Source organism: Ahrensia sp. R2A130 (assembly GCF_000179775.1).
GTDB lineage: Bacteria > Pseudomonadota > Alphaproteobacteria > Rhizobiales > Rhizobiaceae > Pseudahrensia.
In genome coordinates, this window is record NZ_AEEB01000001.1 from 24,006 (window position 1) to 37,010 (window position 13,005).

The following is a 13,005-nucleotide window of genomic DNA, read 5'->3' on the forward strand; positions in this document are numbered from 1 at the left end:
CCGATTTCACGAAAACCACGGAGCCTTCCATGCTGGACCAACTGCCCTTCGACCGCGCCTCGTTGCGCAAGGCCTATGCCGGTGGCACCCGGCCCGCCGATGTGGTGGACGAAATATTCGCACGATTGGATGCCGTGAACGATCCCGGTATTTTCATCCACCTGTGCGACCGCGACCGGCTGAAGGACGAAGCTGAAGCGCTGGGCAACTGCGATCCGGACCTGCCGCTGTGGGGCATACCATTCGCGGTGAAGGACAATATCGACGTCGGCGGGATCGAGACGACAGCGGGCTGCCCCGCCTATGCATATACGCCGCATGAAGACGCCTTCGTGGTTGCCCGGTTGCGGGCCGCGGGTGCGTTGATGATCGGCAAGACCAATCTCGACCAGTTCGCCACAGGGCTCGTGGGTGTTCGCACGCCTTATGGTGCGCCGCTCAATTCCATCGATCCTGCGATCGTCCCGGGTGGATCGTCCGGCGGGTCCGGCGTCGTGGTAGGGCACGGCATCGCGACATTCGCGCTCGGCACGGATACGGCAGGCTCAGGCCGTGTGCCGGCAGCGCTCAACAACATCGTGGGGCTGAAGCCGACGCTGGGCGCGCTGTCGGCCATCGGCGTCGTTCCCGCCTGTCGGACGCTGGATACGGTGTCGATCTTCGCACTGACGGTGGACGACGCCTACGCGGCCTTCCAGGTCGCTTGCGCCTATGATGAAGCCGACTCCTATTCTAAGCCTATTGTTGCTCCCGATCTATCGGCCCCGGCACCGAACTTGCGCATTGCGATTCCCGATGATGCGTCCATCGAGTTCTTCGGCGATGATGTGCAGCAAGCCGCATTTGCCCGCGATGTCGAGCGGCTGGCGCAGGATGGCGCGACCATCCAGCGCTTCGATTTCGAGCCATTGTTCGCCATCGCCCGCATGTTGTATCAGGGCGCTTGGGTGGCAGAGCGCTACACCGTGATCGAGAACCTGCTGAACGAGACGCCCGACGCCGTGCATCCCGTCACGCGCGGTATCATCGGGGCGGCTGAGGGCATGACGGCGGCCGATGCGTTTCGCGGTTTCTACCAGCTGTCCGATCTGAAACGCGCAGCGCAGCCGATCCTGGACGGTTGCGACATGCTCTGCGTTCCCACAATCCCGACATTCTACAGCGTCGCGGACCTCGAAGCCGATCCCGTGACGCCCAACAACAATTTCGGCACATACACCAACTTTGTGAACCTGCTCGACATGTGTGGCATTGCCGTGCCCACCGAAGCGCGGAGCGATGGTCGCCCCGGCAGCATAACGCTGCTCGCCGCGGCTGGACGGGACGCTGATGTGGCATCGCTGGCACGATCGTTCGAGCGCGATACGACCCGCAATCTGGGGGCGACCAAGCACCCGGTGCCACAGCCGCAAGACCTACCTGCGGTTGCTGCCGACACGATGGAGATCGCCGTATGCGGTGCTCACATGTCGGGACTTCCGCTCAACTGGCAGTTGACGGATCGCGGGGCGACCTTCCTGCGAACGGTCAAAACGGCGGCGGTCTATGGCTTCTACGCCTTGTCGGGCGACGGACCGGCGCGGCCCGGTCTGGTTCGGGATACGGATGTGGGCGCGGCCATCGATCTGGAAATCTGGGCGCTGCCCGAACACGAATTCGGATCGTTCATGGCCGGTATTCCTAGCCCGCTTGGTATCGGCACGATCGAACTTTCGGACGGAGGGACGGTCAAAGGTTTCCTTTGTGAAGCCAGCGGCACGGAAGGGGCGCAGGACATCTCGCAGCTGGGAGACTGGCGAACCTATCTGGCAAAGATCGAAGCCGCTGCATGAGCGCCGTGGAGGAAAGGTTGGCCGCCATCGGGTTGGAGCTACCGCCCGACTGGGCCCCGCGCGGTCGGTTTCTGCCCTTTCGCCGCGATGGTTCCACGATCTACCTGTCCGGGCAGATTTGCGAATGGGCCGGTCGCGTCACCCATACCGGCCCCGTAGCGTCCACCGAAGAAGGTTTATCTGCGGGCCAGGAGGCTGCAAAAGTTTGCGCCTTAAACCTGCTCTACCGGTTGCGAGAGGCGTGCGGGGGCGAGCTCGACCAAGTGGATTGCGTCTTGAGGCTCGGCGGATTCGTGAACTGCCAACCGGGCTTTGCCGATACGCCTAGGGTCATCGATGGCGCAACGGACGTCTTCATCGCGGCGTTTGGCAAAGACGGGTGGCACGCACGCACTGCAGTTGGCGTTCGCGGCTTGCCCGGCAACGCCTCTGTGGAGGTCGATGCAGTGGTGAAGCTGCGCGACTAGGAAAGCTTAGGCAGTACCGGAGGGGGTATCGAAGGCGCTTTCTTTTCCAACATTCGGGCGATTGCAAGCAAATGCATATCTTCGCCGGGACGCCCCGCGAGCATGATCGATCGCGGTCGACCCAGACGGTCCAGCCCCCAGGGCAGGGCGAGCAGTGGGCCGCCGAATACGGTCCAGGGCGTCAACCAATCCTGAAAGCCGGTGGTCTCTCCAAGAAGGGGCGCACCTTCCGGCACGGCCAGGGTGAGCACGACATCACGGTCGGCGAACCATGCCCAAAATTCTTGTTGCGCATCGTTCAACCGAGCTCGCGCATCATCATATGCGTCACGCGAAATTTCAGCCCCCTGCTGCAATCCGGTGCGAAACTTCGGTTTCAGCAACCGACCCGAGCGGCCCTCCAGCAAATCACCATGGTGGAGGAACGCCTCGAAATTCATCACCGTGCGGTGATGGCGTACGATGGTGTCGACATCGACGGGCAACGGACCAGTTTCATGGTGAGACGAGAGGCTGGCCAGTATCCGAGATGCGTCCTGGAATGCGCTCGACGCATCAATATCGATCGCGGTGAACGCTGGCAGCAGACCGCCGAACGTTGCCATACCTTCAACTTCGTCCACGTCCTCCATCTGCCCGGCCATCGCCCGCAAACCACGACCTGCCAAGCCGACCGAACCCGCGATGATTCCGACCGTATCGAAACTGGGTGCAAGCGGCGTCACGCCATTGCGCGATAGCCACCCGTAAGTGGGTTTCAAGCCGACGACCCCGCAGTAACAAGCCGGTCTGATGAGCGAACCGGCCGTCTGCGTTCCCAACGCCATATCGACCATTCCGGCTGCAACAGCGGCCCCCGAACCACTGCTGGACCCACCGGGCGTTCGGCGCAAATCATGGGGATTGCGGCACTCGGTCGGATCGGTAAACGCGAACTCTGTGGTCGTCGTCTTGCCGATGATCGACGCACCGGCGTCGCGCAACGATGCGACGACATCGGCGTCCCGCGCCTTCGGCTCCGCACCAGCGCAAGCCAAACTGCCGTTGCCCGTCGGCAGGCCGACAACATTGATCACGTCCTTTACCCCGACTGTCAGTCCCGAAAGATCTTCCCCAGTGCCAAGCAGCCTCGCGCGTTCGGAGCGCCACGGAAGTTCAAGGGTGCCGACAAAGGCATGAATCTGCTGCTGCCAAGAATTCATCTCCATATGTTCGCGCTCCGGCCCGCATTGATGCAAGGGACGATGTTAAGTTCTGATGCTCAATTCGAGGGGAAACAATGTTGGTGCCGTTATCGCAGCGAGCGCTAATCCTGGCCGATAGCGGAAATTGACGCTGTTGGTCCGAAAGTCAAAAAGCGGACTTCGGATATTGGCGGAGCCACATCGAGTGTCCGCCTATAAGCGCTGAGGCCGCCTAGACCTATAATGGAAGTCCTACAGCACGACGGCCATCGTCGTTCTTAATTGAGAAGTCCCCTCCATCGTGAACCCGTGCTTCATCGCTCAGGAGCCAGATAACGGCTTCGGCTGCCCATTCGGCAGGGATGTGCGCGTCTGCTGCAAGTTTCGACACCGGGTTTATGCCGGATGCTCGAATTGCTGTCTGAACATGGGTAGCAACGGTGCCCGGCGATAATCCGACGGCACGAATGCCGCTTCCAGCCTCTTCCTTATGGAGGCAACGCGTGAGCATCAGGAGCGCCGCTTTGGTAGCGCAATAATGCGACCAGCCCTCCAGCGCTGACGTGGCGGCACCTGAGGATATGTTGAGTACGGTGCCGCCGCCGGCCCGCTTCATAACGGGCAAACAGGCGCGGACCATCTGGAATGCTCCCTTCAGATTGACGTCTACCACTTTGCTCCATTCCAACGGGTCAGCATCTTCGATCCTGGCGATCGGCTCAATCAGCCCGGCATTGTTGATGAGCGTGTCGATGCTGCCGAACCGCTCGACTGTCTTTTCGATCGCATGTTCGACCGCAGACCAGTTCGCAACGTCGCACGGTATGGCGAGCGCTCGTTCTCCCAACGCTTCCGCGATGCGATCGATGTCCGATGTGGTTCGAGCCAAGAGTACAACATTGGCGCCAGCTGCGTGGAGGCGCCGGGCGCTGGCCTCGCCGATGCCGCGGCTCGCTCCTGTCACGAGGACAGTTCGGCCGGTCAGGTCGATGTGTTCGTTCAGCATATTCGGATCTTTCAATTGGTCTGGTGTCAGTAGGGATAGGCAGGTGCATCGGCCCGACGCGGAAGCGTCCGGGTGCGACAAGCAGGTGTGTTGTAGGCAAATGCTCTTCAGACGGGCGCTATGGTGCCAAAGTGTTCAGCGAGTTCCTGCATGGAAGTTGCGCGCGCATCTGCGACTGTCGCGGTATCCGCCGTGGTCGCCTCGATTGCGAAGGTTTCGATACTCGCAAGGCCGATAAACTTCAGCACCATCATCAGGTATGGCTTCATATGATCGTAGGCTTGCAACGGGCCATTCTGCCCATAGCCGCCCGCGCCGTAGGAGAAACAAACATAGATGGGCTTGTCCTCGACCAAACCGGCAAACTGCCCGTCCTCGTAAGAGAATGTATGCCCGATGCGCACGACATGATCGATCCACGCCTTCAGCGCAGACGGTATGGAGAAGTTGTAGAGCGGGACCGATAAGACGATCACGTCCGCATCCTTCACCTCCGCGATCAATTCATCCGACAGAGCCGTCGCACCGCGCAAGGCATCGGTCATTGCTTCGGGACGCGTGTAGTAGCCGGAAATCGTCTCATTCGCGATGTGCGGCACGGGGTTGGTGACCAAATCACGCACAACGATTTCGGATTCGGGATGCTTAGCGCTGAGATGCTCGATCAGATTGTCAGCGAGGTTGCGGCTGAAGGAACCCTCGCCGCCGTTACCAGCCGACGGGGAAGATGGGCGCGATGAGGAGTCGATGCGGAGGATACGGGTCATGGATCAGGGCCTTCCAGGTTGAAGAACGCTCAATGTGATCCGTGTGGTTCGACTTCGACAGATGGACCTGTGCCCTAGTGTCGTGCGATATATGCATGAATGGATATCGACGTTCTTCACACCTTCATTGACGTTTTTCGGCACGGATCATTCGCGTCAGCTGCGCGGGAACGCAACGTCGATCCGTCTTCCGTGTCCCGGCAGATCGCGGTGCTGGAGGACGAACTCGGCTACCGCCTGTTCGAACGCACCACGCGCAGACTGAGCGCGACCGAAGCCGGGCGCGTCTATCATGATCGCATAGCCGGTTTCATCGACGAGCTGACACTTGCGCGCGAAGCGGGCGCGGATGTGTTGGGAGCGCCCAAAGGGCAGTTGCGCGTAACGGCATCGGTCGCGTTCGGCGAGCGTTGGCTGATACCCCGTATCGCTACGTTCCAGACCATCTACCCGGAGGTCGAGCTGGATCTCATCCTGTCGGATGCGGTGGTGGACATCGCAGCCGAGGGGATCGATCTGGGCATCCGGCTCGGCACGCGCATGAGCGGATCGCTGGTGGCCACACGTCTCCTGCAAACCCGATACCGCGTCGTCGCGGCACCGGATTACATCGCGCAACACGGGCAGCCGGTTTCACCTGTAAACCTTGGCGACCACAATTGTCTCGTCTTCCGTTTGCCCGGGTACCGATCGCATTGGCGTTTCCGGTCCGGGGCAGGTGACATCACCGAGGTCGAAGTGCGAGGAACGCTGTCCATCTCCAATGCGCTTGCGCTACGCCGGGCGACGCTCGACGGTTTCGGCATCGCTCTGCTTGCGGACTGGACAGTCGATGCGGATATCGAGGCTGGCGCATTGATAGATCTGTTCCCGGCCTTCGTTACGAGCGCGGCGGATTTCGACACTGCAGCCTGGATCGTTTACCCGAGCCGCGCCTACGTACCACACAAGACGCGCGCCTTCATCGACCACCTGAAAGCATCGACGTAGGATGGCGAAAAATCGAAGCGCCCCGGCCGCGCCGGGGCGCTTAATGTGTCATTCGGCAGGGTACACGAACTGTGGAGCGAGAACGAGCGTAGACGCAGCGCCGACTGTGTTGGCCTGACGGGCCGGACGCAGCGCACCATACTCACTTGAACCGAAGTAGGCGTCCGCGGCCGAAGCGCTCGGAAATTTCACCACGATCGTCAAATTGGGCGCATAGTCGCCTTCCAGAGTTTTCACATTCGGTGAGACGACCAGAATTTCCGCACCCGCTTTGGTGAGGAGAGGACCGAGCAGATTGGCGTAGTCTCTGGAATAGGCATCGAAGTCCGTGACTGACAGGTTTGCCAACAGGTATGTTGGCGTCGGCTCTTCTTCAGCCATGACCGGGTTCGCGATCATCAGGCAAAACGCGAATGCTGCCGAGGCAAAGCTGGAGGTGATGATATTCATGTTCATGGAAAGTCCTCAGAGTTGGTTGTAGGCTTCCAGATGCCGAGATCACGGCATGTGCTGGACAAGCCTTGGAAGCGGCTTGCCGAGTGGTTTTATTGCAGCAGCTAGGATCACAAAGGCGCTGGATCGCACGATTGTCGTGCGCACTACGCATCTATCGAAATTGCGCAAGCAAACGCTGTAGCGACGTGCGGAGTGTGGCCGAGGCTGTGTGGAAACGGCTGAATCTGATACGCTTTGTGTCTGACAGGGAGGTGTTGGATGAAGCGGTTCATCGAAGTTATGGCGCGTGATCAGGCGGTTCTGTTTCCCGATCATCTGGAAGACTTCGTGGGTGAGGATAATCCGGTCCGTGCCGTCGATGCGTTCGTAGAGGCACTCGACCTGGCTGAGCTAGGGTTTGCCGGTGCCGCGGATACGGGTCGACCGGGCTACCATCCGTCAGTGCTGCTTAAGATCTATATCTACGGCTATCTCAACCGCATTCATTCGAGCCGTCGGCTGGAATGCGAGGCCGGGCGGAACGTCGAGGTGATGTGGCTGACGGGACGGCTCGCACCGGACTTCAAAACCATTGCAGACTTCCGACGCGACAACGGCAGCGCCATCCGCAAGGTCTGCCGCCAGTTCGTGGGGCTGTGTCGTCAGATCGGCCTGCTGAGTGGTGGCGAGGTTGCTATCGACGGTAGCAAGTTCAAAGCGGTCAACAACCGCGACCGGAACTTCACACCTGCCAAGATGCAACGGCGCATGGCGGACATCGAAGCCAGCATCGACCGCTACATGTCCAAACTCGATGCGGCAGATCGCGACGAACCTGCTCTGCCGCCTGCCAAGGTTGATCGACTGCAGGAACGCATCGTCACGCTGAAGGCGCAGATGGTCGAGCTGAAGGCCATCGAACGCGATATGCAGAAAGCGCCGGACAAACAGATATCGCTGACGGACCCTGATGCACGATCCATGAACTACCGCGGGTCCGGCATCGTCGGTTACAACATCCAGACTGTGGTCGATACCGAGCACCATTTGATCGTTGCGCACGAGGTCACGACGTCTGGCAGCGACCGCTCCCAACTGGTCGAGATGTCGAACGTCGCGCGCGAGGCGACCGGCCACGATGAACTGCGGGTAATTGCAGATCGCGGCTATTACAGCGGTGAGCAACTTCTTGAATGTGCGCAGTCGGGCATCACCACCCTAGTTCCCAAGCCACTGACGTCGAGCGGCACCAAACGGGGCATGTTCGCGAAGCAGGACTTCACGTTCGACGCTGAGAACGATCTCTACATCTGCCCCGCAGGCGAAACGCTTACACGCGGTTCTCACCGTTCCGACCGACAAGGCAGCATCAACTTCTACCGCAACCTGATGGCCTGCGCGACCTGTCGATTGAAGGACCGCTGTACCCCGCTCAAGCAGCGTCGGATAAGACGCTGGGACCACGAGGACATTCTCGACGAAGTGGAACGGCGGTTAGATGAGAACCCGGACGCCATGCGGGTACGCCGTTCGACGGTGGAGCATCCGTTCGGAACACTGAAGGCTTGGATGGGTCACACCCACTTCCTCACGCGCACCCGCCCGAAGGTCGCCGCCGAGATGAGCCTGCACATCCTCGCCTACAATCTACGCCGCGTGCTCAACATCGTCGGTTTAGGCGCGCTTATGGTGGCGCTGCAATCCGCGTAAGGCAAGGTGGGCCACCTTCGCACCGGAATCTGCCCGCCAAAAGCCAAAAACCGCTCACGACGGACCTAACCAAGCCCTAGACACGGCTCAGAAGCTATCAAACCAGCAACATGCCCGATCCCCGTGCAAACCCCAGATCGCACGCGTTTCCACACAGCCTTGGCCGATAGCGGACGCTAAATTTTTGATGATCGAGCCAAATAACGGACATTAAAGCTCGCCCATTTCACCAATTCAGCCACGTAAGGGCCGGTCGCTTTGTGAAAGCTGCCGCCCATTTCTGCAGAACACGGAGAGGTGTTAGGGAAGTGCTTCGAGATCACCTCTCGCCAAAGCCTACGTTTTGCTCCTAGAAAATCGGTTTCTGGAAAAACGAGCGGCCGAACTGCTCTATCAATGCGCCCGGCCGCTTCAGATCGCTACTCGGTTTTGACAATTTCGCTGTAGTCGCCGCGCATTTTCAGCGTCACAGTCACGTCGACCTTATCGCGGTTTCGCCAAAACCAGCCGTGGTTGCCAGTGAATGGCGTCTCGAAGCTGCCTTCGCCTTCGGTTCTGCCGCGCCCCTTTTCATAGGTCACTTTCTCACCGCTTGCGTGCGCGTGGAGATCAAAATTCACGCGACCGCCGGTGCTCGTCCACGAATAGAAGAGCGTGGCACCCTTTTCCATCTTGGCCTTGATCTCGGTGGCTTCGCCGGGAGCGAGAGTGAAGGTGATCTCGTCCTTCCAGACTTTTTGAGCGTTAGCCGTCGAAACGAATAATTCGAACAGGGTGTCCGTCAGTGATGAACTTCTGTCACCGTCATGGGTGAGGCTGTCTTCCGCAGCCTCGTTGGCAAGTTGTTGCTTGATCTCTCCCATTTCTGTGAGGCCGAGCACGCTGCCGACGCCGGTCGGGTCGGTCCCATATTCGGCCGGGAGGTAGACCATGATGCCGATGGCGACAGCTCCAAGGGTCGCGACAATTGCCGAACGGCGAAGCTGCGGCAGGGTCGGAAGGTCTTCAATCTTGGGTTTTGGTGCGTTGTGCATGATTTATCCGATCGCTGATGTTTGCAATTGGCCGAAATAGCCGGAGATTTGCTGAACCGTGAGTAGCAGTCCGAGAAAGACCATGATGATGTTGGCACCGGTCGCATGGCGCATGAAATCAGGGTGTCTGCGCCAGTAGCCCATCACGATGAGGATCACGAACAGAGCCAGTATCTGACCGACTTCAACGCCGACATTGAAGGCCAGCAGGTTAGCCAGAAGACCGTCTTCGGCAATCTGATATTCCAGGATCTTCGATGCGAGACCCGTTCCGTGGAACAGCCCGAAGATCAGCGTTGCCGCTTTGGTGTTGGGTTGAAAGCCGAACCACTTTTGGAAGGCGCCAAGATTATCGAGCGCTTTGTAGACGACAGACAGACCGATGATCGCATCGATGATATAGGCATTGATGCCCCAGCCGAACCAGACGCCGAGAAGCATCGTGATCGAGTGTCCGATTGCGAACAGACTGACGTAAAGGGCAACGTCCCGCATATGATAGAGGAAGAAGACCACGCCCAGCAGGAACAGGATGTGGTCGTATCCCGTCATCATATGCTTCGCACCAAGATAGATGAACGGGATGATGTGCACCCCGAATATCTCTTGAATGTAGCCGGCATCTCCCGGCGTGACGTCGTGAGCGGCAGCTGAAGTCGCAAAGGCGACGAGTACAAGAATGGTCATGGAGGACCAGGTCAGGAACCATCGCGCATTACGCAACGACAGTCCCGACCGAGTGGATCGGTAGAGCTTCATTTCTCAATTTCCGCATTGTTGGATTGCGTGATGTCGATGCGCCCGAAGGGCGCAACTTCACACGCGCGGCGGTCGGTCCGGGCCGTTCGCTCCGCGTCCCAACAGGCCATGGTCCGAAAAGCTCCACCGCTCGCCCACGAAGACGAATTGATCGGAATTATCGTGCGGCGGAAGGTATGCGATGTTGTGGTCGTGGTCGGCGATCTCGTGCCCGTGCTCGTGATGGGCATGAATGATGTCGGCAATAGCCTCATGTGCGTGGCCATGCTTTTCGACATCCGCCTCGTGGGCAGCAACGATGGAAGCCAATTCGAGCACATCGTGCGAAACAACACGCGACGTGGCAGACAACGCAACGCCACACATCAGCATGACAACGAGCCAGAGCTTGAACTGTTTGAATGCCCTAATGACCATGCGCCGCATTTTGCAACAACACGGTCGAACTGACAATCGAAGTTTTCGCTCTATGTTCCAGCTTGCGGAATCCGGGACGTGCCCCACCAAGCGACGCGACGGCCACGAGTATGCGATCCTGCTCCCCAGCTGATGACGACCTGCGATAGTTGCAAAACACGTAGCTGAGCTAGGTTGATCGGCATCGGGTCGTCGTATTTTCGCGGCCAAGATGAAAACAGGCTTGCACCTAATTGGAAGCTGTATCAAAAGCGTTTTTGGTTCGAGGTTTAGTTCGGATCAACAGTCTCTACCCGCACCGCAAGGCGAGTGCCGGACCCCGCTGATGTTCAAGACCGTTCGCCTAAGACGCACCGATGGCCGCCATGAGGTGATGGACGTCGGTCGCGGCGTCGCCGTTCTCGGCATCCTGTGGTTCAATATCTATCTGTTTGCTTTGCCCTTCGAGGCCATGGTCATCCCCATGATTTGGGGCGAGCACAATACGCTCAACCAACTCGTATGGGACTTTACCGCAGGCGGCATCGCAGGGGTCATGCGCGGCATGTTCTCCATCTTGTTCGGCGCGTCTGCCATGCTGCTTCTGTCACGCGCGGAACGGGTAGCCGATCAGGTGGCAGACATCGACCGTTATTTCAGGCGGCTGCTCTGGTTGATCGTCTTCGGCGCGGTGCATGCTTATCTGCTGATCTGGCCGCACGACATCCTCTATGCCTATGGCCTGTTGGGCATGCTCATCTTTCCATTTCGCCATGTCTCATCGCGCAAGCTCATCGCGATAGCGGTGATCATGATCATCGGCTCTTCCATTTTCACCAGTCAGAATGTCGAGGAACTGGGCGAAGCGCGCGGACAGATGGAGGACACTTTATCGGACGAGGACCGCAAGCGTTTGCGACGTGAGGAACCTCTGGTCGATGGTCTGGATGATTTCAGTCTGTTCGACTTGCCAAACGGTGCTCTGGAAAGCCTAGTGCATCTGGCTTCGGCGACCAACGAGACCGCTGAAGCTTCACAGCAGCAGTTCGACGAAGAATATAACGAGTTTATCGAGCGGCTGACTGCCGAGGTCACAACGCGTCAGATGGGTTACATCGGTAATTTTCTTGCAATGGCTCCGGAAAGTTTTCAGCAGCAGACCACCGAAATGATGACCAATCACCTACTCGATATCGGCGCTTTCCTGCTAATCGGAATGGTGCTGTTTCGATCTGGTTTCTTCATTGGCCAATGGTCTGAGGTGAGTTACGTGAAGCTGGCGCTGGTAGGTTACGCGGTGGGCGTGACACTTGGTGTGTTGACGCGGCTCGATGTACCAGATTCAGCTTTACACAAACCGTTGGCAGATTTCGTCACGCAATACGGGTTCGACTTACGGCGGATATCACTGGCGCTGGCCAATTTCGCACTGGTCGCGATCATAGTGACCCGAGGCTGGCTTCGCATGATCCGCCATTCGCTGGCGGCCTGTGGGCGAATGGCGCTATCGCTCTACATCGCGCAAACCGTAACGTGCAATCTGTTGTTTATGGGCTTCGGCCTCGCCTTGTTCGGCGAGGTCGAACACTACCAGCTGGCCATCGCATCGTTGGCACTTACGATCGTTCAGATGGTGCTTGCACCTCTTCTTCTCGCTCGTTTCGAACAGGGGCCCCTAGAATCGCTTTTGAAGCGCCTCCTAAATTGGGGCGCACCTGCGAATTTCGATACGATGCGAGATGTGGATATGGCCGTTCCAGACGCTCGTCAAAGCGCGAAGAGTTCGCTTCACACAATTACGCACAAAAATCGTAGCTGAACTCGCCTTTAGCCTTCAATGCGAATGCACCGGCTCACCTTTCGCCATAGCCAGATGATGCGGCTGGTGGTGGGCGCCTGTCGCCATAAAGCCGAAGAAGCCCAAGGCTTTGTACCGGCCAAGGTCGGTGTCGGACAGGTTCGACAGGGTCAGCACGACGCCGCTCTCGACCGTTGCCGTTTCGATTAGCGCGGAGTTGTCTTTGCCCACGACGGTGGCATGAGCGGGCACCATGCGCTTGATAGCAGCTGCCGTCCGCGGTTCTCCGGTAACCGTGAAGCTAAGGCCGTCGGGCACGGTTTCGCTGAGTACGCGGGCGTTCAACGTCAGCTCGTTCATGTCCACCAGATGACGGCGTAGTGCGTCGATATCGACCTTGGACCAATTCGTTTTAGGGTCTGCGGAAAGAGTCGAGACAATTTCCGATAGCGCAGCGAATGCGCCTTGTCCGGCCTCTTGCGGGACGCCGGTAGAAGCTGCCGAATGATCAGCGTGTCCTCCGACACGTCCATTTGGCAGGAGGAGAAACGCAGCCAAGGCGACGGCTGCAAGGGTACCGGCAGATGCGATTAACGTGGTTCGGGTCATAGGGCTGGCCTCCATTGT

General features: G+C 58.8%; 13 protein-coding genes. 5 read left to right on the forward strand and 8 right to left on the reverse strand.

Annotation, left to right across the window (positions count from 1 at the left end):
- Nucleotides 1-29 precede the first annotated feature (29 nt).
- On the forward strand, nucleotides 30-1,832 hold the full coding sequence (gene atzF, locus R2A130_RS00115; protein WP_009462661.1) for an allophanate hydrolase: 1,803 nt from the start codon (nucleotides 30-32) through the stop codon (nucleotides 1,830-1,832).
- Nucleotides 1,829-2,299, forward strand: a complete 471-nt coding sequence (locus R2A130_RS00120; protein WP_009462663.1) for a RidA family protein — start codon at nucleotides 1,829-1,831, stop codon at nucleotides 2,297-2,299. Before atzF ends, R2A130_RS00120 begins: the two co-directional genes overlap by 4 nt.
- On the opposite strand, the gene R2A130_RS00125 is transcribed toward R2A130_RS00120, so the two are convergent.
- From R2A130_RS00125 to R2A130_RS00135, 3 genes are all read right to left on the reverse strand, one after another.
- Nucleotides 2,296-3,507 carry an amidase gene (locus tag R2A130_RS00125; protein WP_009462665.1) on the reverse strand — a complete coding sequence of 404 codons (1,212 nt, stop codon included), beginning with the start codon at nucleotides 3,505-3,507 and terminating at the stop codon, nucleotides 2,296-2,298. The two genes, R2A130_RS00120 and R2A130_RS00125, sit on opposite strands and share 4 nt — an antisense overlap.
- Nucleotides 3,508-3,721: 214 nt before the next feature.
- On the reverse strand, nucleotides 3,722-4,489 hold the full coding sequence (locus tag R2A130_RS00130) for an SDR family oxidoreductase (RefSeq protein ID WP_009462667.1): 768 nt from the start codon (nucleotides 4,487-4,489) through the stop codon (nucleotides 3,722-3,724).
- 107 nt (nucleotides 4,490-4,596) lie between these two features.
- Nucleotides 4,597-5,256 (reverse strand): FMN-dependent NADH-azoreductase, encoded by a 660-nt coding sequence (locus tag R2A130_RS00135; RefSeq protein WP_009462669.1) that lies wholly within the window; start codon nucleotides 5,254-5,256, stop codon nucleotides 4,597-4,599.
- 99 nt (nucleotides 5,257-5,355) lie between these two features.
- On the opposite strand from R2A130_RS00135, the gene R2A130_RS00140 reads away from it, so the two are divergent.
- Entirely contained in the window at nucleotides 5,356-6,246 is an 891-nt protein-coding gene (locus R2A130_RS00140) for a LysR family transcriptional regulator (RefSeq protein WP_009462671.1), read from the forward strand.
- A gap of 48 nt (nucleotides 6,247-6,294) precedes the next feature.
- Here the strand turns inward: R2A130_RS00140 and R2A130_RS00145 are convergent, their stop codons facing one another.
- Nucleotides 6,295-6,702, reverse strand: coding sequence for a DUF1330 domain-containing protein (locus tag R2A130_RS00145; protein WP_009462673.1), 408 nt, complete (start codon nucleotides 6,700-6,702; stop codon nucleotides 6,295-6,297).
- Nucleotides 6,703-6,960: 258 nt separating this feature from the next.
- Between R2A130_RS00145 and R2A130_RS00150 the strand changes: the two genes are divergently transcribed.
- Nucleotides 6,961-8,391, forward strand: coding sequence for an IS1182 family transposase (locus tag R2A130_RS00150; RefSeq protein ID WP_009462677.1), 1,431 nt, complete (start codon nucleotides 6,961-6,963; stop codon nucleotides 8,389-8,391).
- Nucleotides 8,392-8,810: 419 nt separating this feature from the next.
- Here the strand turns inward: R2A130_RS00150 and R2A130_RS00155 are convergent, their stop codons facing one another.
- From R2A130_RS00155 to R2A130_RS00165, 3 genes are all read right to left on the reverse strand, one after another.
- Nucleotides 8,811-9,425, reverse strand: coding sequence for a hypothetical protein (locus R2A130_RS00155; protein WP_009462681.1), 615 nt, complete (start codon nucleotides 9,423-9,425; stop codon nucleotides 8,811-8,813).
- 3 nt (nucleotides 9,426-9,428) lie between these two features.
- Nucleotides 9,429-10,112 (reverse strand): HupE/UreJ family protein, encoded by a 684-nt coding sequence (locus R2A130_RS00160; RefSeq protein WP_156798340.1) that lies wholly within the window; start codon nucleotides 10,110-10,112, stop codon nucleotides 9,429-9,431.
- Between the two features lie 129 nt (nucleotides 10,113-10,241).
- Nucleotides 10,242-10,601 carry a hypothetical protein gene (locus R2A130_RS00165; protein WP_156798341.1) on the reverse strand — a complete coding sequence of 120 codons (360 nt, stop codon included), beginning with the start codon at nucleotides 10,599-10,601 and terminating at the stop codon, nucleotides 10,242-10,244.
- A 325-nt stretch (nucleotides 10,602-10,926) separates the two neighbouring features.
- Here R2A130_RS00165 and R2A130_RS17285 point away from each other — a divergent pair, with 325 nt between their 5' ends.
- Nucleotides 10,927-12,399, forward strand: a complete 1,473-nt coding sequence (locus tag R2A130_RS17285; RefSeq protein WP_009462688.1) for a DUF418 domain-containing protein — start codon at nucleotides 10,927-10,929, stop codon at nucleotides 12,397-12,399.
- 15 nt (nucleotides 12,400-12,414) lie between these two features.
- Here the strand turns inward: R2A130_RS17285 and R2A130_RS00175 are convergent, their stop codons facing one another.
- The gene (locus R2A130_RS00175) at nucleotides 12,415-12,987 is read right to left on the reverse strand and encodes a hypothetical protein (protein WP_009462690.1); all 573 of its coding nucleotides are present in this window, start codon (nucleotides 12,985-12,987) and stop codon (nucleotides 12,415-12,417) included.
- Between the last annotated feature and the right edge of the window lie 18 nt (nucleotides 12,988-13,005).